5 protein-coding genes are annotated in these 22,201 nt (G+C 74.1%); 4 read left to right on the top strand and 1 reads right to left on the bottom strand.

Going from position 1 to position 22,201, the window contains the following annotated elements:
- Window positions 1–34: 34 nt before the first annotated feature.
- The gene (locus tag PV682_RS41445; RefSeq protein WP_319737753.1) at window positions 35–3,160 is read right to left on the bottom strand and encodes an amino acid adenylation domain-containing protein; all 3,126 of its coding nucleotides are present in this window, start codon (window positions 3,158–3,160) and stop codon (window positions 35–37) included.
- Window positions 3,161–3,419: 259 nt separating this feature from the next.
- On the opposite strand from PV682_RS41445, the gene ccrA reads away from it, so the two are divergent.
- The 4 genes from ccrA (at window position 3,420) to PV682_RS41425 (ending at window position 22,040) form a co-directional block, all read left to right on the top strand.
- Window positions 3,420–4,691, top strand: a complete 1,272-nt coding sequence (gene ccrA / locus PV682_RS41440) for a crotonyl-CoA carboxylase/reductase (protein WP_407705828.1) — start codon at window positions 3,420–3,422, stop codon at window positions 4,689–4,691.
- A 106-nt stretch (window positions 4,692–4,797) separates the two neighbouring features.
- Window positions 4,798–12,699 (top strand): non-ribosomal peptide synthetase, encoded by a 7,902-nt coding sequence (locus tag PV682_RS41435; RefSeq protein ID WP_319737748.1) that lies wholly within the window; start codon window positions 4,798–4,800, stop codon window positions 12,697–12,699.
- Between the two features lie 41 nt (window positions 12,700–12,740).
- On the top strand, window positions 12,741–20,252 hold the full coding sequence (locus tag PV682_RS41430) for a non-ribosomal peptide synthetase (protein ID WP_319737746.1): 7,512 nt from the start codon (window positions 12,741–12,743) through the stop codon (window positions 20,250–20,252).
- A 219-nt stretch (window positions 20,253–20,471) separates the two neighbouring features.
- Complete coding sequence (locus tag PV682_RS41425) at window positions 20,472–22,040, top strand: cellulose binding domain-containing protein (protein ID WP_319737743.1); 1,569 nt, start codon at window positions 20,472–20,474, stop codon at window positions 22,038–22,040.
- Window positions 22,041–22,201 lie beyond the last annotated feature (161 nt).

The raw sequence follows: 22,201 nt of genomic DNA, 5'->3' as shown, positions 1-22,201 counted from the left end.
GGGAACGGTGCGGTCGGGGGAGAGGCGTCCGGGCTCACGCCGGATCGAGCCGGTCGGCGTGCACACGGGCCAGTCCGGCCGGGGTGGGGGTGTGGAAGACGTCGCGCAGGGTGATGCGGGTGCCGCCGAGCTGGGTCTGCGCGCGGGCGGCGAGGCGGACGGCGGTCAGGGAGTTCCCGCCGAGCGCGAAGAGGTTGTCGTCGATCCCGACACCGGGGATGCCGAGGAGGTCGGCGAACAGGGCGCACAGGGCTTCCTCGTCGGGGGTGCGGGCGGGGCGCGAGGCGCTGAGGGCGGCGAGGTCGGGGGCGGGCAGGGCCCGGCGGTCGAGCTTCCCGTTCGGGGTCAGCGGCAGGGCGTCGAGGACCACGCACGCGGCGGGGACCATGTGCTCGGGCAGATGGCGGGCCGCGAACTCCCGTATCTCCGGCCCGTCCGGCACGCTCCCCGCGACCGGGGTGACATAGCCGGTCAGACGGCGGCCGACGGGGTCCTCGTGGACGGCGACGGCGGCCTGCGCGACCCCGGGATGCCGGGCCAGGACGGCCTCGATCTCGCCGAGTTCGATACGGAACCCGCGGATCTTGACCTGGTCGTCCGCGCGCCCCAGGTAGTCCAGCCGCCCGTCCTGGCGCCGGCGCACCACGTCCCCGGTCCGGTACATGCGCTTACCCGGCTCGAAGGGGCAGGCCACGAACCGCCCGGCGGTCAGCCCCGGACGCCGGGCATACCCGCGCGCGAGGCCCGCACCGGCCACGTACAGCTCACCCGGCACGCCCGGCGGGACCAGACGCAGGGCCGGGTCCAGGACGTACAGGCGGGTGTTGGCCACCGGCCCGCCGATCGGCACCGGGCCCTCACCGGTGACCTCCCGGCAGGCGGTCACATCGACCGACGCCTCGGTGGGGCCGTACAGGTTGTGGACCGGCACGTCCAGCACGGCCGACAGCCGGGCCACGGCCGACGCCGGCAACGCCTCCCCGCTGCACATCACCCACCGCAGACCCGTGCACCCGGCAGCCGCCGGTTCCTGCGCGAAGACCTCCAGCATCGACGGCACGAAATGCGCCCCCGTGACCTGCGCGGCGGTGATCAGCTCGGCGATGTAGCGGGCATCGCCCTGGCCCCCGGGCCGCGCGAGGACGACGGCCGCGCCCGCAGCCAGCGGCCACAGCAGCTCCCGTACCGACACGTCGAACGTCACCGGCGTCTTGTGCAGCAACCGGTGCCCCGGCCCGACCGGGAACTCGGCCTGCAACCACGACACGTAGTTCACGACCCCCCGGTGCGGCACCACCACACCCTTCGGCCGCCCCGTCGACCCCGAGGTGTAGATGACATAGGCGGGGTGCCCGGGTCGGAGTCCGACGGCCGGGGCCGCGGCCGGCTGTCCGGCGATCCCGGCGGCTGCGGGGCCGTCGAGCGCCACCACCTCCACCCCCGCCACCACGGGCAGTTCACCTGCGGCGGCCGTGGTCAGCACCAGCGCCGGGCGGGTGTCCTCCAGCGTGAACGCCGTCCGCTCCACCGGATACGCGAGATCCAGCGGCAGATACGACGCCCCCGACAGGAGCACCCCCAGGATCGCCACCACCATCTCCACACCGCGCGGCACCGCCACCGCGACCACATCCTCCGGACCCACCCCGCGCCCCCGCAGCCAGTGGGCCAGCCGGCTCGCGCGCGCGTCCAGCTCCCGGTAGGTCAGCGGCGCCTCGTCCCCGTCCGGACCCACCACCGCCACCGCGTCCGGCGTCAGCGCCACCTGACGGCGCCACAACTCCACCCAGCTGTCGCCCGGCACCGCGCACCCGGTCGCGTTCCACCCGTCGAGCCGCTCACGCTCACCCTCCACCAGCAGATCCACCGAACCCACCCGCACCTCCGGATCGGCCACCACCTGCTCCAGCACCCGCAGGAACCGCTCCTGATGCCCCGCCACACCCGCCGCACTCCACTTCTCGGGGTTGGCGAGGAACGACACCAGCATCCGGTCGCCGCTGACGCAGAAACCCGTCATCAGGTCGACCGGGCAGGCGAAGAAGATCTCGCGCCGCGTCGGGTGGCCGTCGAGCTCCAGGTCGCCGCCGGAGATGATGTTCACGGTGACGCCCGGGAGTTCCTGGCCCGCCGAGGTCGTGCCGACCTCGCGCACGAGGTGCTCGTTGCGGAAGCGCTGGTGGCGCATCACCCGCCGCACCTCGTCCGCCGCCTGCCGGGCGAGCGCGGTGAACGGCGCCTCACCGTCGACGCGCAGCCGCAGCGGCAGGATGTTCGACAGCACGCCCGGAGTGGCCTGGGCGACCGGCGTCACCCGGGCGCTCACCGGCAGGTTCACCACGACGTCCGCCGTGCCGTTCAGCGCGCCGACGTACGCCGCCACCGCCGCGATGAGCACGGCGGAGCGCCGCACCCCGGCCGCGTCGGCCGCCCGGTTCAGCCCGGCCAGCCCGACGCCCACCTGCCCGGCCCGCACACAACCCCGGGTCACCTCGGCCGCGTTCCAGCCGACGCCGGGCCCGCCGGCCAGCAGCGACGGGCTGAGGCCCTCCTCGGCCCGCGCCAGCCAGAACCGCCGGTCGGCGTCGTGGTCGGCGGACTCCTGGTACGCCAGCTCCTCGTCGACCAGGCCGGCCAGGGAGCCGTATCCGGGGTCCGGGACCGCCTCGCCGCGCACCAGGGCGCGGTAGACCTCCGCGACCCGCCGTTCGACGAGGGTGAACGCCGAGATGTCGCCCATGATCTGGTGGTACTGCTGATGCCACCGGAAGTGGTCCGGGCCCAGGACGAGCAGCGCGTAGTGGAACAGCGGCCCCCGGTCGGTGGGGTAGGCGCGGTTCCAGTGGGTGTCGACCCAGGCGTCGGCCGCCGCGCGCGGATCGGGCGCGCCGGACAGGTCGACGACCGTCAGCTCCCAGGCGAGCGACGGATCCGCCACCTGCCGCACCAGCGGGCCGTCGGAGACGAAGTACGTGTGCAGGGAGTCCGTCTCCGAGACCACCCGCCGCAGCGCGGCCTCGAACGCCGGCAGATCCAGCGGGCCGAATATCTCCCGCTCCACCGACGCGATACGGGGATTTCCCAGAATCTGGAGCGAGAGCCAGATCTCCAGTTGCGCGGCGGTCAGGGGCAAGGCGGTGTGCTTGTCCAGCTCAGGCATGGCACCTCGTCTCTTTCGCGTGCCTACCGGACCGACACTGGCACGGCCGGACCGCGCCGCACATCACCTACCTGAATAGTCGGCGACCACTACCAAGGCTGGTGATGCGGAAGGGCACAGGCCCGCCCCTAGACTGACGAAATCCCAGCACAGCGGGTATGCCGCAGAGTCGCTCCGCATAAGTGAGAAACGAGTGGTTGTGCAGGAAATAGTGAGTGCCGTTCTCTCCGAGAACGCGACAGCCGCCGATTTCGCCGGAATGCGAATTCCGGAGAGTTACCGGGGGACCGTCGTCCGGAAATCCGATACCGATGCTTTCGAGGGAATGGCGACGGCCGACAAGGACCCGCGCAAGACCCTGCACGTCCAGGACGTCCCGACCCCCGAACCCGGCCTGGGCGAGGTCCTGGTCGCGGTCATGGCCAGCTCGGTGAACTACAACACCGTGTGGTCCTCGATCTTCGAACCCGTCCCGACCTTCCGCTTCCTGGAGCGCTACGGCAGGCTCGACGACCGGGCCCGCCGCCACGACCTGCCCTACCACGTCCTCGGCTCCGACCTCGCCGGCGTGGTCCTGCGCACCGGACCGGGCGTCAACGCCTGGGCGCCCGGCGACCGGGTGGTCGCGCACTGCCTGTCCGTCGAACTGGAGAGCGCCGAGGGTCACGGGGACACCCTGCTCGACCCGCAGCAGCGGATCTGGGGCTTCGAGACGAACTTCGGGGGCCTGGCCGAACTGGCCCTGGTGAAGGCGAACCAGCTGATGCCGAAGGCACCCCACCTGAGCTGGGAGGAGGCCGCCTCGCCGGGCCTCGTCAACTCCACCGCCTACCGGCAGCTGGTCTCCCGCAACGGCGCCGGGATGAAACAGGGCGACAACGTCCTCATCTGGGGGGCCAGCGGCGGACTCGGCTCCTTCGCGACCCAGCTCGCCCTGGCCGGCGGCGCCTTCCCGGTGTGCGTGGTCTCCTCCCCCGAGAAGGCGGAGATCTGCCGCGCGATGGGCGCCGAGGCCGTCATCGACCGCAGCGCCGAGGGCTACCGGTTCTGGAAGGACGAGCACACCCAGGACCCGAAGGAGTGGCGGCGCCTGGGCACCCGCATCCGCGAACTGACGGGCGGCGAGGACATCGACATCGTCTTCGAACACCCCGGACGCGAGACGTTCGGCGCCAGCGTGTACGTCGCCCGCAAGGGCGGCACGATCGTCACCTGCGCCTCGACCTCCGGCTACACCCACGAGTTCGACAACCGCTACCTGTGGATGTCCCTGAAACGGATCGTCGGCACGCACTTCGCGAACTACCGGGAGGCCTGGGAGGCCAACCGCCTGGTGTGCAAGGGCCGCATCCACCCCACCCTCTCGCAGGTGTTCCCGCTGTCCGACGTCGGCGAGGCCGTGCACCAGGTCCACCGCAACCTGCACCAGGGCAAGGTGGGCGTGCTGTGCCTGGCGCCCCGCGAAGGACTCGGTGTCACCGACCCGCAGCTGCGCGCCCGCCACCTGGACGCCATCAACCGCTTCCGCTGACCGCGCCGGCCCTCTCGCCGCCTCGCTCACCCCGCCGGGCCGCGACCGCCCGCGAAGCGACCTGAACCTCATCCGAAGATCCCGAGATCCGAAGAGATACGGTGACATGCCCGAGCACACGAAGCGCTCCGCCCTGCCCCTGACGGCCGCCCAGCTGGAGATCTGGCTCTCGGCGCAGATCCGCGGCGTCGACCCCGTCTTCTCGACGCAGCGCGAGATCTTCGGGCCGGTGGACCCGCCGCTGTTCACCAGGGCGCTGCGGCAGGTCGTCACGGAGACCGACGCCCTGCACACCCGCTTCGTGGCCGAGGACGGACAGGTACGCCAGATCCCGGACCCGGACCTCCAGTGGGAGCCGGTCGTCGTCGACCTGTCCGCCGAGGCCGACCCGCGCGCGGCGGCCGACGCGTGGATCGACCGCCACTGGGAGCGCCCCTACGACGTCACGCGCGGACCCCTGTTCGCGTTCGCGCTGCTCAGGCTCGCCCCGGACCGCTTCCTGTGGCACCAGCAGTACCACCACCTGATCAGCGACGCGATCGGCGCCTCGCTGGTGGAGCACCGGGTCGCGGAGGTCTACCGGCGGCTCGTGGACGGTGAGCCCACCGGCTCCCCGTCCTACGGCTCGGTCGCCGCGCTCGCCGACGAGGAGAGCGCCTACCTCGCCTCCGAGGAGTTCACCGCGGACCGCGCCTACTGGCTCGACCGGGCGGCCGGGGGACTGGTCCCGTCCGTCCTCGGCTCCGAGGACGGCGCCCGGCCCGACCCGCACGGGCCCGACGTCGTGCGCGGCAGCCTGCGCACCGAGCACACGACGATCGACGTGGCCGGGCTCCACCGCGTCGCCGACGCGGCCGGGGTACGGCGCTCGGCGGTGCTCTTCGCCGCCGTCGCGGCCTACGTCAGCGCCGTCACCGGCGAGACCGAGGTGGTCGTCAACCTGCCCGCGGGCGCCCGCACCGGACCCGTGGGCCGGACCACGCCCGGGGTGGTGGCGAACGTCCTGCCGCTGCGGGTCCGCGTCGAGCGGGCGGAGCCCTTCGCCCAGCTCGCCCGGCGGGTCGCGGACCTGATCCGGGAAGCCGTCGGGCACCAGCGCTTCCGCAGCGAGTTCCTGGCCCGTGAAGCGGACGCCGAGGCCGGTGCCGCCGCGCCCGGCCGGATGCGGCAGGGCGTGCTGGTCAACATCATCGCCGCCGGAGGGGACCTGGACTTCGCGGGCCACCGCACCGAGCGGGAGATCACCTTCGCCCGCCCGGAGGACCTGTCCATGCGGTTCACCGCCGTCGACGGCGACCGGATGGCGTTCTTCCTCGGCGGGAACCCCGAGCTGTGGCACCGGACAGACCTGACGGCCCATCAGGAACGGTTCCTGCGGCTGCTGGAGCAGGTGATCGCCGACCACGACGCCCGCGTCGGCACCCTGGACCTGCTCTCGCCCACCGAGCGCCAGCGGCTGCTGGCCCAGGGCAACGACACCGCCCCCCACGCCGTGGACAGCGACGTGGTGACGCTCTTCCAGGCCCAGGCGGCCCGCACCCCGCACACGACGGCCGTGGTCGCCCCCGGCGAGGCCGGCGAGGACCGCCGGACCCTGACCTACCGGGAGCTGAACGAGCGGGCCAACCGCCTCGCCCACTGGCTGATCGCCCAGGGCGCCGGCCCCGAGGACCTGGTGGCGCTCGCCGTCCCCCGCGGCCCGGGAGCGGTCGTCGCGATCCTCGCGGTGCTGAAGGCCGGCGCCGCCTACGTGCCCCTGGACACCGACCACCTGGCCGACCGCCTCGCCCACATGCTGGACGACGCCCGCCCCGGCCTCGTCCTGACCACCCTCGCGCTGCGGGACACGCTCCCCGACGCGGGCGAAGCGGCCGTCGTCGCCCTGGACGACCCCGCCCTCACCACCGCCCTCGCCGAACACCCCGCCACCGACCCCACCGACGGCGACCGGGCCCGGCCCCTGCTGCCGGCCCACCCCGCCTACGTCATCTACACCTCCGGCTCCACCGGACGGCCCAAAGGCGTGGTGGTGCCGCACCGCAACGTCGGCCGGCTCTTCGACGCCGCCCGGAAGTGGGTCGACATCGGACCCGGCGACACCTGGACACTGTTCCACTCCTACGCCTTCGACTTCTCCGTGTGGGAGCTGTGGGGGGCGCTGCTGCACGGCGGCACCCTGGTGGCCGTCCCCTTCGACGTCAGCCGAGATCCGGCCCGCTTCCTGCGGCTGCTCGCCCACGAACACGTCACGGTCCTCAGCCAGACCCCCTCGGCGTTCGGGGAACTCCTGCGCGCCCAGGCGGGCGAGACCGACGGCCCGCCCCTGTCCCTGCGGTACGTGGTGTTCGGCGGCGAGGCACTCGACTTCGCCCCGGTGCGCGAGTGGTACCGGCTGCGGCCCCAGGACTCCACGCTCCTGGTGAACATGTACGGCATCACCGAGACGACCGTGCACGTCACCGCCCTGCCCCTGCCGGCCGACCGCACCGACGGCCTGCGGCCCGGCGCCATCGGCGGCCCCCTCACCGACCTGCGCGTCCACGTCCTGGACACGGCACTGAGACTGGTGCCCCAGGGCGTCGCGGGCGAACTCTACGTGGCGGGCCCGGGCCTGGCACGCGGGTACGCGGGCCGCCCGGCGCTGACCGCCGGCCGCTTCGTGGCCTGCCCCTTCGGCGCGCCCGGCGAGCGGATGTACCGCACCGGGGACGTGGTCCGATGGGGCCCCGACGGCCGCCTGGAGTACCTGGGCCGAGCCGACCAGCAGGTCAAGATCCGCGGCTTCCGCATCGAACCCGGCGAGATCGAGGCCGCGCTGCTGCGCCACCCGCAGATCGCGCAGGCCGCGGTCACCGTCCACGAGGACCCGTCCGGAACCCGGCGCCTGGTCGCCCACCTCGTCCCCGCCGGCCCCGCCCCGGACCCCGCCGCCGTACGCGAGTTCGCCGCACACCGGCTGCCCGACTACATGGTGCCCGCCGCGTACGTGACGCTCCCCGAACTGCCCCTGACCCCGAACGGGAAGCTGGACCGGCGCGCGCTGCCCGCCCCCGGCCGCACCGCACAGGCCACGGCACGCCCGGCCCGTACCCCGCAGGAGGAGGCGCTGTGCACCCTGTTCACCGACCTCCTCGGCCTGCCCGCCGTCGGCGTCGACGACGACTTCTTCGCCCTCGGCGGCGACTCCCTGCTCGCCATGCGCCTCGCGGCAGGCGTCCGCACGGTCCTCGGCGCCGACCTCTCCGTACGGGACGTCTTCGAGGCCCGCACCCCGGCCGCCCTGGCCGGAGCGACCGGCCGCGGCCTCCCGCCCCGCCCGCCCCTGGTGCGCACGGCACGGCCGAAACGGCTGCCGCTGTCCTTCGCCCAGAACCGCCTGTGGTTCCTGGACAACCTGGACGGCTCCGGCAGCGCCTACCACATCCCGCTCGCCGTACGGCTGACGGGCGAACTGGACCCGGCGGCCCTGGAGGCCGCGCTCGCCGACGTCACGGACCGGCACGAGATCCTGCGGACGGTCTTCCCCGCCGATGCCGGAAAGCCCTGGCAGCGGATCCTCCCGGCGGACCGGGCCCGCCCGCACCTGACGGTCTGCGACGCCGCCCCCGACACCGTCGCGCAGCTCCTGGCCGACGAGGTCGCGCGCCCCTTCGACCTCGCCCGGGAAACCCCCCTGCGGGCACGCCTGCTGCGGACCGCCGCCGACGAGCACGTCCTGCTGATCCTGCTGCACCACATCGCCGCCGACGGCTGGTCGATGGGCGTCCTCATCCGCGAACTCGGCACCGCCTACCAGGCACGCCTCGAAGGAAACGCCCCGCAATGGCCGCCGCTCCCCGTCCAGTACGCGGACTACACCCTCTGGCAGCACGGACTCCTCGGCCCGAAGACGAAGGACAGCGCACCCGCACAGGAACAGGCGGACTTCTGGCGGCGCACCCTGGACGGCATCCCCGAATGCGCCGACCTGCCCTGCGACCGCGCACGCCCCGCCACGGCCGGCCGCGACGGCGCCGTGCTGGAACTGCACTGGCCCCCCGCCCTGCACCAGGGGATCACCGACCTCGCCCGCGAGAGCGGCGCCAGCGTCTTCATGGTCCTCCAGGCCGCGCTCGCCGCCGTCCTGACCCGGCTCGGCGCGGGAGAGGACATCGTGCTCGGCGCACCCGTCGCCGGGCGCGGCCAGGACGAACTCGACGGGCTCATCGGATTCTTCGTCAACACACTCGCCCTGCGCACCGACACCAGCGGCAACCCCGCCTTCCGCGACCTGCTGCGCCGCGTCCGCGACGCCGACCTCGACGCCTACGCCCACCAGGACCTGCCCTTCGAACGCCTCGTCGACCTGCTCAGCCCCGCCCGCAGCCTCGCCCACCACCCGGTCTTCCAGGTGATGCTGGCCGTCGACAACACCGCACGCCCGCCGCTGACCCTCCCCGGCGTCGAGGCCCGGTACGAGCACGTCCTGCCCACCGAGGCCAAGTTCGACCTCTCCTTCAACTTCGCCGAGACCCGCGACAGCGACGGCCCCGGCGGCATCCGCGGCACCCTGCACTACCGCACCGACCTCTTCGACGAGTCCACGGCGAGGTCGTTCGCCGACCGCCTGGAACGCTTCCTGGAGCAGGCCGTGGCCGACCCCGGCACCCGGCTCGCGGCGGCCGACCTGCTCGGCGCCGACGAACTGCGCCTCCTGGACGCCTGGAACGACTCCGCCCACCCGATCCCGGACGCCGACTGGACCCGCCTCTTCGAGGAGCGGGCGGCACAGACCCCGGACGCCGTCGCCCTGGTCAGCCCCGACGAGGACGCCGCCCCCGTGTCCTACCGGGCACTGAACGAGCAGGCCAACCGGCTCGCCCACTGGCTGCTGCGCTGCGGCACGGGCCCCGAGGACGTCGTCGCCGTCGCCGTACCGCGCGGGATACGCATGGTGGTCGCCGTCCTCGCCGTCCTCAAGGCGGGCGCCGCCTACCTGCCGGTCGACCCCGGCCACCCCGCCGAGCGCGTCGCCTACCTGCTGCGCGACGGACGCCCCGGGCTGGTGCTCGCCACCGCCGACACCGCCGCGAGCCTCCCCGCCGTCGACGGGGTGGGCGTCGTGGCCGTCGACACCCCGGACGCCGTCCGGGAGCTGAGCGGGCTGCCGGCCACCGACCCCACCGTCGCAGACCTGCCGCGCCCGCTGCTGCCGGCCCACCCCGCCTACGTCGTCCACACCTCCGGCTCGACCGGCCGCCCCAAGGGCGTGGTGATCCACCGCCGCGGGCTCGTCGACTTCACGCAGTGGCTGCAACGCGAGTACCGGCTCGCGCCCGAGGACCGCATGCTCCACAAGTCGCCGGTCACCTTCGACGCCTCGGTGATCGAACTGCTGTGGCCGCTGACCACGGGCGCGGCCGTCGTGCTGGCGCGGCCCGGCGGCCAGCAGGACCCGCGCTACATCGCCCAGGTCATCGCAGCCGAGGCCGTCACCGCCGTGCACTTCGTGCCGTCGATGCTGGAGGTCTTCACCCAGGAGCCCGCCGCCGCGCGCTGCACCGGGCTGAAATGGGTGATGTGCGGCGGCGAGGCCCTGCCCGCCGCGACCGTCACCGCCGCCACCGACCTGCTGGGGACACCGGTCCACAACACCTACGGGCCCACCGAGACCACCGTCTTCGTCTCCGCCTGCCAGGCCCTGCCCGGCGAGGCGGTGACCGTCGGCCGGCCCGTGTCCAACACCCGCCTGCACGTCCTCGACGCCGCGCTGCGGCCGGTACCGCCGGGGGTCGCGGGGGAGCTGTACGTCGCCGCCGAAGGGCTCGCGCGCGGGTACGCCGGCCGCGCCGCGCTGACCGCCGAGCGCTTCGTGGCCAGCCCGTTCGGCTCCGGGGAGCGCATGTACCGGACCGGGGACGTGGTGCGCCGGCGCGGCGACGGGCAACTGGAGCACCTGGGACGCACGGACGAACAGGTCAAGATCCGCGGGGTGCGCATCGAACCGGGCGAGGTCGAGGCCGCCCTGCTGCGCCACGAGGCCGTCGGCCAGGCGGCCGTCACCGTGCACGTGGACGCCGCGGGCACCAAACGGCTCGTCGGATACCTGGTACCGGCTCGCGGCACCCTGGACGCGGCGGAGGTCCGCCGGTTCGTCGCCGGCCTGCTGCCGGACGCCCTGGTGCCCGCCCTGTGCGTCGCCCTCGCCGAGCTGCCGCTGTCGCCGAACGGGAAGCTGGACCGGCGGGCGCTGCCCGCGCCGGACTTCACCCCGACGGCCGGCCGCGCACCCCGCACCCCGCGCGAAGAGGTGCTGTGCGGACTGTTCGCCGACCTCCTCGCCCTGCCCCGCGTCGGCGCCGACGACGACTTCTTCACCGTTGGCGGGGACAGCATCCTGTCGATCCAGCTCGTCAGCGGGGCCCGGGCCCAGGGCCTGGCGATCTCGGTCCGGGACGTCTTCGAGCACAAGACACCCGCCCGGCTGGCCGCCGTCGCCACGGACGCCGAGCAGGACGCCGCGAACACCGACGACGGAACCGGAGCCGTGCCGCTGACCGCCGTCATGCACGAGCGGCTGCACCACGGCGGCTCCATAAGGGAGTTCAACCAGACCCTGCTGCTCGTGACCCCGCCGGACACCGACGAGGCCCGTCTCGCGGCGGCGCTCGGCCTGCTGCTCGACCACCACGACACCCTGCGGCTGCGGATCACGAACGCACCGCAGCAGCCCGGCGAACTGCACATCGCGCCGCCCGGCTCCACCGACCCCGCGACCTGCCTCACCCGCGTCGACGTCACCCGCCTCCACGCCGGCCCCACACCCGCGGGCATCTGGAGCGAGGAGCGCCAGCAGGTCGTCCGCGCCGAGGCCGAGGCCGCACGCGGACGCCTCGACCCGTACGCGGGCCGGGTCGTCCAGGCCGTCTGGTTCGACGCCGGGCCGGGCGAACCGGGCCGGCTGCTGCTGGTCGTCCACCACCTCGCCGTCGACGCCGTGTCCTGGGGCATCCTCCTGCCGGACCTGGCCCGCGCCTGGGACCTGGCCACCGGCACCGACGGCGCCCGGCCCCTCGACCCGGTCCCCACCTCGTTCCGCACCTGGGCCCGCGCGCTCACCGCCGAGGCCGTCCGGCCCGCCCGGGCCGCCGAACTCCCGTACTGGCGCACTGTCCTGAACGACGTCGAACCCCTGCCCGGCGGCGAGGGCGCGCCCTCCCACGCCACGCTGACCCTCTCGCGCGAAGAGACGCTCCCCCTGCTCACCGACCTCCCGGCCGCCTTCCACGCCACCGTCGAGGACCTCCTGCTCACCGCCCTGACCATGGCCTTCCAGCGCTGGCGCGGACCCCGCCCGCTGGTCGTCACCCTGGAGAGCCACGGCCGGCAGGCCGTCGACAGCATGCCGCGCTCCCTCGACCTCTCCCGCACCGTCGGCTGGTTCACCGTGTGCCGCCCGGTCCGCCTCGACCTCGGCCCGCTCGACGCCACCCGCGACACCCCCGAGGGCCCGGCGGTCGGCCAGGCCGTCAAACACGTCAAGGAACTCGTACGCCAGGCCCCCGACAAGGGACTCGGCTACGGACTGCTGCGCCACCTCAACCCCGACACCGCCCCCCACCTCGCCGGACTGCCCCACCCGCCGGTCACCTTCAACTACCTGGGCCGCGTCCCCCGAGCCGCGGCGGCGAGCACCCCGTGGACCCGCGCCCCCGAAACACACGGCCTCGCCGCCGAACCGCCCGGGGCGACCACGAGCTACGGCATCGAGATCAACACCGTCGCCTACGAGGACGGCACAGGCCCCGTCCTCCAGGCCACCCTGTCCGCCCCCGCCACCACCCTCGCGGCCGGCGAACTCGACCGCCTGGCCACCCTGTGGCACACCGCCCTCACCACCGTCGTCACCGGCGCGAGCCATCCCGACGCCGGCGGCCGTACCCCTTCCGACATGCCGCTCGTCTCCCTCGACCAGCGGCAGATCGACGATCTCGAAAGCGTCTGGCGCGCCCTGAACCCCGGGAACTGACCGCGCCCGCGCACCCCCCTCCCCCCACGAAAGGACCGGACATGGAATTCGGGATCGAGGACGTCTGGCCGCTCGCACCGCTACAGGAAGGGCTGCTGTTCCACGCGGAGTACGAGGCCGAGGGAGGTGACGTCTACAACCGGCAGATGAGCATCGACCTGGAAGGCGAGACCGACCCCGCCGCCTGGCACGCCGCCGCCGTGACGCTGCTGCGCCGCCACCCCAACCTGCGGGCCGGATTCCTGACGATGGGCGCGAGCGGCCCCGTGCAGGTCGTGGCGAAGGACGTCACCGTGCCCTGGCGCGAGGTCGACGTCTCGCACGAGAACGTGGAGACGGCCGAGGAACGGGCGCGCGCCGTGGCGCGGGAGGAGTACCGGACCCGCTTCGACATGGCCCGGCCGCCGCTGGTCAGATTCGCCCTGCTGCGCCTCGGCAAGCACCGCCACCGCCTGGTGCTGACCAACCATCACATCCTGTGGGACGGCTGGTCGCTGCCCCTGCTGGTGCGGGACCTGACAGCCCTGTACGAGCGGGGCGGCGACGACACCGGGCTGGCACCCGCCCCCTCCTACCGCGCGTACGTGGCATGGCTGGCGGGCCAGGACCGGGACGCGGCCCCCGAGGCGTGGCGCCGGGCGCTGGCGGGACTGCCCGCGCCGACGCTGCTCGCTCCCGGGCACGAGGTCGCCCGCAGCGCGGTCCGGCGCGGGCTGGTCACCCACCGCTTCCCCGAGGCCCTGACCGGCCGGCTGGCGGCCTGGGCGCGGGAGCGGGGCGTCACCGTCAACACCGTGATGCAGATGTGCTGGGCGCTGCTGCTGTCCGGGATGACGGGACGCGACGACGTGGTCTTCGGCATCACCGTCTCGGGCCGGCCCGCCGAACTGCCCGGCGTCGACTCCATGGTGGGCCTGTTCATCAACACCCTCCCCCTGCGGGTGAGGCTGCGCGCCGACGAACCGGTCGGCGACCTCGCGGCCCGCCTCCAGGGCGAACAGGCGGCCCTCCTGCCCCACCAGCACCTGGGCCTCTCCCACATCCAGCGCCTCGCCGGCACCGGCACGAGCGGCGACCTGTTCGACACGGTGATGGTCTTCCAGAACTATCCGCACGCCGGCCAGGAGTACTCCACCCCGGCCGCGAAACTCACCGTCACCACCACGGGCGGCGACTCCCCGCACTACTCCCTGGCCCTGACCGTCGTACCGGACTCCGCGCTCCTGCTGCGGCTCGACCACCGCGCCGACCTGTTCGACGAACCGGCGGTGGCGGACCTGGCGGCCCGCCTGGAGCGCCTCGTCGAGCAGGTCGTCGCCGACCCGCGGGCCCGGGCCGGACAGCTGGACCTGCTCGGCGAGGACGAACGCCGGCTGCTGCTGGCGGAACGGACCGGCGCCGCGGACGACCTGCTCGCCGGCGGCTGGACGGAACTGTTCCAGGCCCAGGTGGACCGCACCCCGGACGCGGTGGCGCTGGCCGCCCCCGACGAGGACGAAGGGCCGCTGACCTACCGGGAGCTGGACGAGCGCGCGAACCGGCTCGCGCACTGGCTGACCCGCAAGGCGGTGGGCCCGGAGGACATCGTCGCGATCGCGGTCCCGCGCGGCGTACGGATGATGGTCGCGACCCTCGCCGTCCTGAAGGCCGGCGCCGCCTACCTGCCGCTCGACCCGGACCACCCCGCCGACCGGATCACCGCCATGCTCCAGGACGTGCGCCCCCGCCTCGCGCTCGCCACCACCGCGACCGCCGGCGCCCTGCCCGCCGACGCCGGCATCCCGGTCACCGTCCTCGACGCACCGGAGACCACCGACGCCCTGGCCGCACTCCCGGCGACCCGCCCCACCGACGAGGACCGCACCAGCCCCCTGCGCGACACCCACCCCGCGTACGTCATCTTCACCTCCGGGTCCACCGGCGGCCCCAAGGGCGTGGTCGTCCCCCACCGGGGCCTCGCCAACTACGTGCGCTGGTTGCAGGGGACCTGCCGGCTGACGCCCGACGACCGGGTCCTGCTGAAGACACCGGTCACCTTCGACGGCTCGGTGATCGAACTGTTCTGGCCGCTGACGGTGGGCGCGCGGCTGGTGCTCGCCCGGCCCGGCGGGCACCAGGACGCGCACTACCTCACCGAACTCATCGCCGCCGAACGGGTGACGTGCGTGCAGTTCGTCCCGTCGATGCTGGACGTGTTCGTCGACGAACCGGACGCGGCCCGCTGCACGAGCCTGCGCCAGGTGCTGTGCGGCGGCGAGGCACTGCCCCAGGACGTCGTCGACCGCGTGACCCGGCTCCTGCCGGTCGAGGTCTACAACCTGTACGGCCCGACCGAGGTCACCGTGGACGCCACCGGCGGCCGGGTGTACCCGGACACCGACGACGGCGTACCGATCGGCCGCCCGGTCGCCAACACCCGCCTGTACGTCGTGGACACGGCCCTGCGCCTGGTCCCCGCAGGAGTACCGGGCGAGCTGTACGTCGCCGGCGCGGGCCTCGCCCGCGGCTACGCCGGCCGCCCCGGGCTGACCGCCGGCCGCTTCGTGGCCTGCCCCTTCGAACCGGGCGGCGAACGGATGTACCGCACCGGGGACCTCGTACGGCGCCGCCCGGACGGCCAGCTGGAGTACCTGGGCCGGGCCGACGACCAGGTCAAGATCCGCGGCTTCCGCATCGAGCCGGGCGAGATCGAGACGGCCCTCCTGCGCCACCCGGACGTCCGGCAGACGGCGGTCGTCGTCCGCGAGGACCGGCCCGGCTCCGGACGCACCCTGGTCGCCTACCTCGTCCCCGCCGCACCCGCCGGAGCCGGCGCCCGCACGGCGCACCTGGACACGGCGTCCGTACGGGACCTCGCGATGCGCGCCCTGCCCGACTACATGGTCCCGACGGCGTTCGTCGTGCTGAAGGCCCTCCCGCTGACGGCCAACGGGAAGCTGGACCGGCGGGCGCTGCCCGCACCCGACGCCACCGCCCTGGTCACGCTGCGCCCGCCGCGCACCCCCCAGGAAGAAGTCCTGTGCGGGGTGTTCGCCGAACTCCTCGGCCTGCCACGGGTGGGCGTCGACGACGACTTCTTCGCGCTCGGCGGCCAGTCGCTGCTGGTCATGCGGCTCGTCGCACGGACCCGGGCACTGCTGGGCGCCGAACTCTCCGCGCGGGACGTCTTCAGGGCCCCGACCGTCGCCGGCCTCGCCCAGCTCCTCGTCCGCGGCGACTCGGCGCGCCCGGCGCCGACCCCGGCACGACGCCCCGAGCGGGTGCCCCTGTCGTTCGCCCAGCGCCGCCTGTGGTTCCTCTACCAGCTCGAAGGCCCCAGCACCACCTACAACGTCCCCCTGACCCTGCGGCTGTCCGGCCGCCTCGACCGCACGGCCCTTCAGGCGGCCCTCGCCGACGTCGTCGCACGGCACGAAAGCCTGCGGACGGTGTTCGCCGAGGTGGACGGCGTACCCCACCAGCGCATCCTGGACGCCGGCCAGGCGCGTCCCGCACTGCGGGTGAGCGAGACCGACGCCGCCGACCTCGACACGCGGCTGGCCGAGGCGGCGCAGTACCGCTTCGACCTGGGCACCGAGATGCCGCTGCGCGCCGAACTGTTCACCCTGGGCCCCGACGAACAGGTCCTCCAGGTGCTGGTGCACCACATCGCCAGCGACGGCTGGTCCATGACGCCGCTCGCCCGCGACCTGGCCGCCGCCTACGCGGCACGCTGCCAGGGCCTGGCTCCCGACTGGCCCGACCTGCCCGTGCAGTACGCGGACTTCACGCTGTGGCAGCGCGACCTGCTCGGCGAGGAGTCCGACCCCGACAGCCTGTACGCCCGCCAACTGGCCTACTGGAAGCGGCAGCTGGCCGGACTCCCCGAGCACATCCGGCTGCCGGCCGACCGGCCCCGGCCACCGGTGGCGTCGCACCGCGGCGACATCGCCGGGGTCGAGCTGAGCCCGGACCTGCACGCCGGGCTCGCGGACCTGTGCCGGCGCACCGGCAGCAGCATGTTCATGGTCCTGCAAGCCGCGCTCGCGGCCCTGTTCACCCGGCTCGGCGCGGGCACCGACATCCCCGTCGGCAGCCCCATCGCCGGCCGCACCGACCAGGAACTCGACGAACTGGTCGGCTGCTTCGTCAACACCCTGGTGCTGCGCACCGACACCTCGGGCGATCCGACGTTCAGCGAACTGCTGGCGCGCGTCCGGGAGAACGCGCTCGCGGCGTACACCCACCAGGACATGCCGTTCGACAACCTCGTCGAGGCCCTCAACCCCGCGCGGACCCTGTCGTACAACCCGCTCTTCCAGACGATCCTGGCGCTCCAGAACGTGCCGCTCGGCGAGTTCGACCTGCCGGGGCTGCACGTGTCCACCGTGCCCATGCCCCTCCGGACCGCCAAGTTCGACCTGGTCCTCAACCTGCGCGAACGCCACCGGCCCGACGGCGGCCCCGGCGGCATCACCGGAGCCGTCGAGTACGCCACCGACCTGTTCGACCCCGGCACCGTCGAGACGCTGGTCGCCCGCTGGACGCGCCTGCTCGAAGCCGTAGTCGCCGACCCCGACACGGCCGTGACCCGCATCGACGTCCTCACCGACGACGAACGCGCGCGCCTGCTCAACGCGCCCGCGGACGAGACCGGGTTCGTCATCCCGAAGGCGTTCGAGGCGCGGGCGGCCCTGGCACCGGACGCGGTCGCGGTGACGGCCGGGGACGTGACGCTCACCTACGGCGAACTCGACCGCCGGGCCAACCGGTTCGCGCACCTGCTGCGCGAGCGCGGGGTCGGCCCCGAACAGCTCGTCGCGCTCGTCCTGCCCCGCTCACCCGAACTCGTCGTGGCGGTGCTGGGCGTCCTCAAGGCAGGCGCGGCCTACCTGCCGGTCGACCCGGAGTATCCGCGCTCACGCGTCGAGTTCATGCTCGGCGACGCCCGCCCCGCCCTGATCGTCGACGACCCGAGCACCGTGCGCGAGACGCAGGCATACCCGCCGACCGCCCCCGAGGTGGCGGTCGACGCCCGGCAGCCCGCGTACGTGATCTACACGTCGGGCTCGACCGGCCGGCCCAAGGGCGTGGTGGTCAGCCACGCGGGGGTCGGCGCCCTCCATGCGGCCACCGTCGAACGGCTGGCCATCGACGCGAGCAGCCGCATCCTCCAGTTCGCCTCGCCGAGCTTCGACGCGTCGTTCTGGGACCTCACCAACGCCCTGCTGTCCGGCGCCGCCCTGGTCCTAGCCCCGGCCGCCGAACCCCTGAGCGCCCTCACCGACCGGCGCCTCGCCGTGACGCACGCCCTGGTGCCCCCGTCGGTCCTGGCGGCCGTGGCCGACGACGACGTCCCCGCGTCGACGACCCTGGTGGTCGGCGGCGAGGCGTGCCCGCCCGGCCTGGTGGAACGCTGGTCGCCCGGCCGGCGGCTCATCAACGCCTACGGCCCGACCGAGGCCACGGTGTGCGCCACCATGAGCGGGCCGCTCTCCGCGACCGGCCCGACCCCGCCCCCGATCGGCCGGCCCATCGCCGGCACCCACGCCGTCGTCCTGGACGCCGCCCTGCGGCCGGTGCCGACGGGGGTGGCCGGCGAGTTGTACGTGGCCGGACCGGGGCTGGCCCGCGGGTACCTCGGCCGGCCGGGCCTGACCGCCGAACGGTTCGTCGCCGCCCCGTACGGCCCGCCCGGGGCGCGGATGTACCGCACGGGAGACGTGGTGCGGTGGCGGCGCGACGGAGAACTGGAGTTCCTCGGACGCGCCGACGAACAGGCCAAGGTCCGCGGCTTCCGCATCGAGCCCGGCGAGATCGAGGCGGCCCTCGCGGCCCACCCCCGGCTGGCGCAGGCCAAGGTGATCGTCCGGGAGGACCGGCCCGGCGACCGACGGCTCGTCGCCTACGCCGTCGCCAAGCAGACCGAGGAGACCAGCGAGACCGGGGCGTCGGCCGACGACCTCCGCGCCCACCTGCGCGAGCACCTCCCGGAGTACCTGGTGCCCTCGGCGATCGTGCTGCTGGACCGGCTGCCCCTGACCCCCAACGGCAAGGTCGACCGCGATGCCCTGCCGGCCCCGGAACCGGGCGACCGGACCCCCCGGGACCAGCCCCTCACCGCACGCCAGCGAACCCTGTGCGACCTCTTCGCCCACACCCTGGGCGTGCGGGAGGCCGGACTCCACGACGGATTCTTCGCGCTCGGCGGACACTCGCTCCTCACGGTCCGGCTCGTCCGCGCGATCAACCAGCGCTTCGGCACGGCCCTCCCCCTGAACGTGGTCTTCGAGCACGAGACCCCGGCAGCCCTGGACGCCCTGCTCGGTACCGGCGACACGGCCCGGACCGAGACCCAGGCGCTGCCCGACCTCGCCGCCGAGATCTCCCTCGACCCGTCGATCACCGCGCCGGACGGCTACGACACCCCGGACCCCGCCGCGCCGGACGCCGTCCTGCTGACCGGGGCCACCGGGTTCGTGGGGTCCTTCATCCTCCGGGAGGTCCTGGAACGCACCACCGCCGACGTCCACTGCCTGGTCCGGGCCGCCACCCCGGCCGACGCGCTCGCGCGACTGCGGCGCGGCCAGGAACGCTACGGCCTGTGGGACGACCGGTTCGCCGCCCGGATCGTCCCGGTCCCCGGCGACCTCGCGCAGCCGCTGCTCGGACTGTCCGCCGACCGGTTCGACGACCTCGCCCGCCGGATCGACGTGATCTACCACAACGGGGCCCGGGTCAACCACCTGGAGTCCTACGGGCAGTTGCGCGCCGCGAACGTCTCCGGCGTACAGGAGGTGTTCCGCCTCGCGGCCCGCCACCGGATCAAGCCCGTGCACCAGATCTCCACGGTCGGCACCCTGGCCGCCGCTCCCGGCGAGGACCCCGACACGCTGCCCGAGGACTGGCTGAGCCCGCCGGACGCCCTCGGGACCAACGGCTACGTGTGCACCAAGTGGGTCGGGGAGGGCATCGGCCGGCTGGCCCGCGACCGCGGCATGCCGACCGCGACGTACCGGCTGGCCCGGATCAGCGGCCACAGCGAGACCGGGGCCATGGGACCCGACGACGCGTTCTGGCACAAGGTGCGCGCCTGCGCCGAGATCGGGGCCCGGCCCGTGCGCGACGACGGCACCGTCGAACGGCAGAACCTGGTGCCGGTGGACTTCGCCGCGCGCGCCTTCGTCCACCTCGCCCTCACCCAGCGGCCCGACGGCCGGTCCTACAACATCGCGGCCCCCGCCGGGACCGCCGCGGACGCGGTGCTCGACCACGCGCAGGAGTTCGGGTACCCGATGGAGCGGGTCTCCCCGTCCGTCTGGCGCAAGCGCGTGGAGAACGCCGCCGCCGAGACGCCCGTCTCCCGCACCGGGTCCGTCCACGCCGTCGCCCTGCTCGGCAGCGGCACCCGCGCCGCGCCGGGCAACCTTCCCACCCGCTACGACCGGCGCAACCTCCTCGCGGGGCTCGCCGGCTCCGGCTGGGACGTCCCGGAGGTCGGCCCCGAGATCCTCGACCGGTACTTCGCCTACTTCGTGGCCGCCGGGCTGCTGGCGCCGCCCGCCCGCTCGTAGCGGCTCGGGTCTCTGCCACGGCCGCCACCCGGTCACGGTGGCGGCCGTGGAGGCGCTACCAGGGCCCTGATGGGAGCGCTCCCAAATAGTGGGTACAGGAGGCGTGACCGGGAGCGGTTCCGGCCGCATGATTGGCATGAACCCGACCGACGGCACGGGAATCGCGAGGTCGGGACCGTCGACGTGCCGGCCGTCGGGCCCGGCACCAGGGAGGCCACCGTGACCACCGCCCCTCGCGCGCGACGCACCCGCCGACGATCACTGCGCACGGCGGTCCTGGGCGTGCTCCTGCTCGTCCCGTCGTTCCTGCCCGGCCTGTCGTCCCCGCCCGCCGCCGCATCGGTCACCCGGGCCGCCCTCGCGGACGCGGCGGACACCACCGGCAACGCCACGCACTTCGACGGCCTCGGAGCGCCGTACGGCGGCTGCGGAGTACCGCAGGCACAGCTGGAGTCCCAGCACTTCGTGGCGCTCAACGTGTGGAACACGCCGGGCAGTTACACCGGTCAGCCCACCGCGCGCCCGATCCCCTCCGGCGACGCCGCCCGCATGGGACTGTTCGCCAACGGCCACAACTGCGGACGCTGGGTCCGCGTGACCATCGGCGACTACTGCACCGGCGTCAACGACGGCGCGGCGGGCCAGGCGTTCTGCCGCAATGGAAACTGGACGGCGGACCAGTACAACGGCGCCACCCTGGACATGCTGGTCGCCGACAGCTGCGGCGACACCAACGCCTGGTGCCGGGACGACCCGTACCACCTGGACCTGGCCACCCGCTCGCTCAACGCCTTCCAGCTCGGCGGGCGGCCGGTGGCGGACATGTACCCGGGCCGCTGGAACAACCGGCACGTCTCCTGGTCGTTCATCCCGGCACCCGGCTACTCCGGCGACATCGGGATCGGCTTCGTCCAGAACGCCGCCTCCTGGTGGCCCACCATCGACGTCACCCGCCTGCCCAACGGCATCCACGGCGTGGAGTACTACGACGGCACCGCGTGGACGCCGGCCGCCATGGTCAGCGACCTGGGACAGCAGTACACGATCGGCCCGAACTCCGCGGGCGGCTCGACCTACACCGTCCGGGTCCGTGACGCCGACGACCGGCTCGTCCAGGGCGGCCGGACGTACACCTTCGCCCTGCCGGGCTCCTGCTCCTCCGGCTGCCCCCAGCCGTACACCGGCGTCGGCTACACCACCAGCGACGGCGGCAGCGGGTCGCTGGAGGCGCCGGCGAACCTCGCGGTGACCGCGACCACCGCCACCAGCGTCTCGCTGTCCTGGAGCGCCTCGCCCGGTGCCGCCGGCTACACCGTCCACCGCGACGGGCAGCCGGTGGGCAGCCCCACCGGCACGACCTTCACCGACACCGGCCTGACCGCCGCGACCTCCTACACCTACACGGTCACGGCGCGCGACAGCGCGGGAGGCACGTCCGCCGCCTCGGTCGCCGTCCCGGCCACCACGCAGGGCTCGGGGAGTAGCTCCGGCTGCACCGCCACCACCAGGGTGGTCAGCTCCTGGTCCGGCGGCTTCACCGGCGAGGTGACGGTCACCAACACCAGCACCGCCACCAGCACAGGCTGGCGGGTCGGCTGGAGCTGGCCCGGCGCCCAGAAGGTGACGACCGCCTGGAGCACCCGGCTGACGCAGTCGGGCTCCTCGGTCACCGGCTCGAACGCCGACTACAACGCCGCGATCCCGCCCTCCGGCAAGACGACCTTCGGCTTCAACGCCACCGGCGACTCCACCGGCCTGCCCGGCACCGCCGTCTGCACCCTCACCTGAACGACGCGCCCCCGGGTCCGGGACGGAGCACACCCGCCCCGGACCCGGACCGCGACTCGTACCCCCCGTTACCTTCTAGACGGCCTCGATCATGAGGCTCCCGGCCTTCTGGCCCGGCATGACTTTTGCCCCCTGTCGACCATGACCCGGGGGGTGGTGTC

Source organism: Streptomyces niveiscabiei (assembly GCF_033794345.1).
Classification (GTDB): domain Bacteria; phylum Actinomycetota; class Actinomycetes; order Streptomycetales; family Streptomycetaceae; genus Streptomyces; species Streptomyces niveiscabiei.
The sequence above is the reverse complement of the archived record's forward strand: the minus strand, read 5'-3'. Positions and strand labels throughout refer to the sequence as shown.

Excerpts from the sequence above, each read along its gene's own strand:
- PV682_RS41445 (WP_319737753.1), bottom strand. The coding sequence starts at position 3,160 with ATGCCTGAGCTGGACAAGCACACCGCCTTGCCCCTGACCGCCGCGCAA.
- ccrA (WP_407705828.1), top strand. The coding sequence starts at position 3,420 with ATGCGAATTCCGGAGAGTTACCGGGGGACCGTCGTCCGGAAATCCGAT.
- PV682_RS41435 (WP_319737748.1), top strand. The coding sequence starts at position 4,798 with ATGCCCGAGCACACGAAGCGCTCCGCCCTGCCCCTGACGGCCGCCCAG.
- PV682_RS41430 (WP_319737746.1), top strand. The coding sequence starts at position 12,741 with ATGGAATTCGGGATCGAGGACGTCTGGCCGCTCGCACCGCTACAGGAA.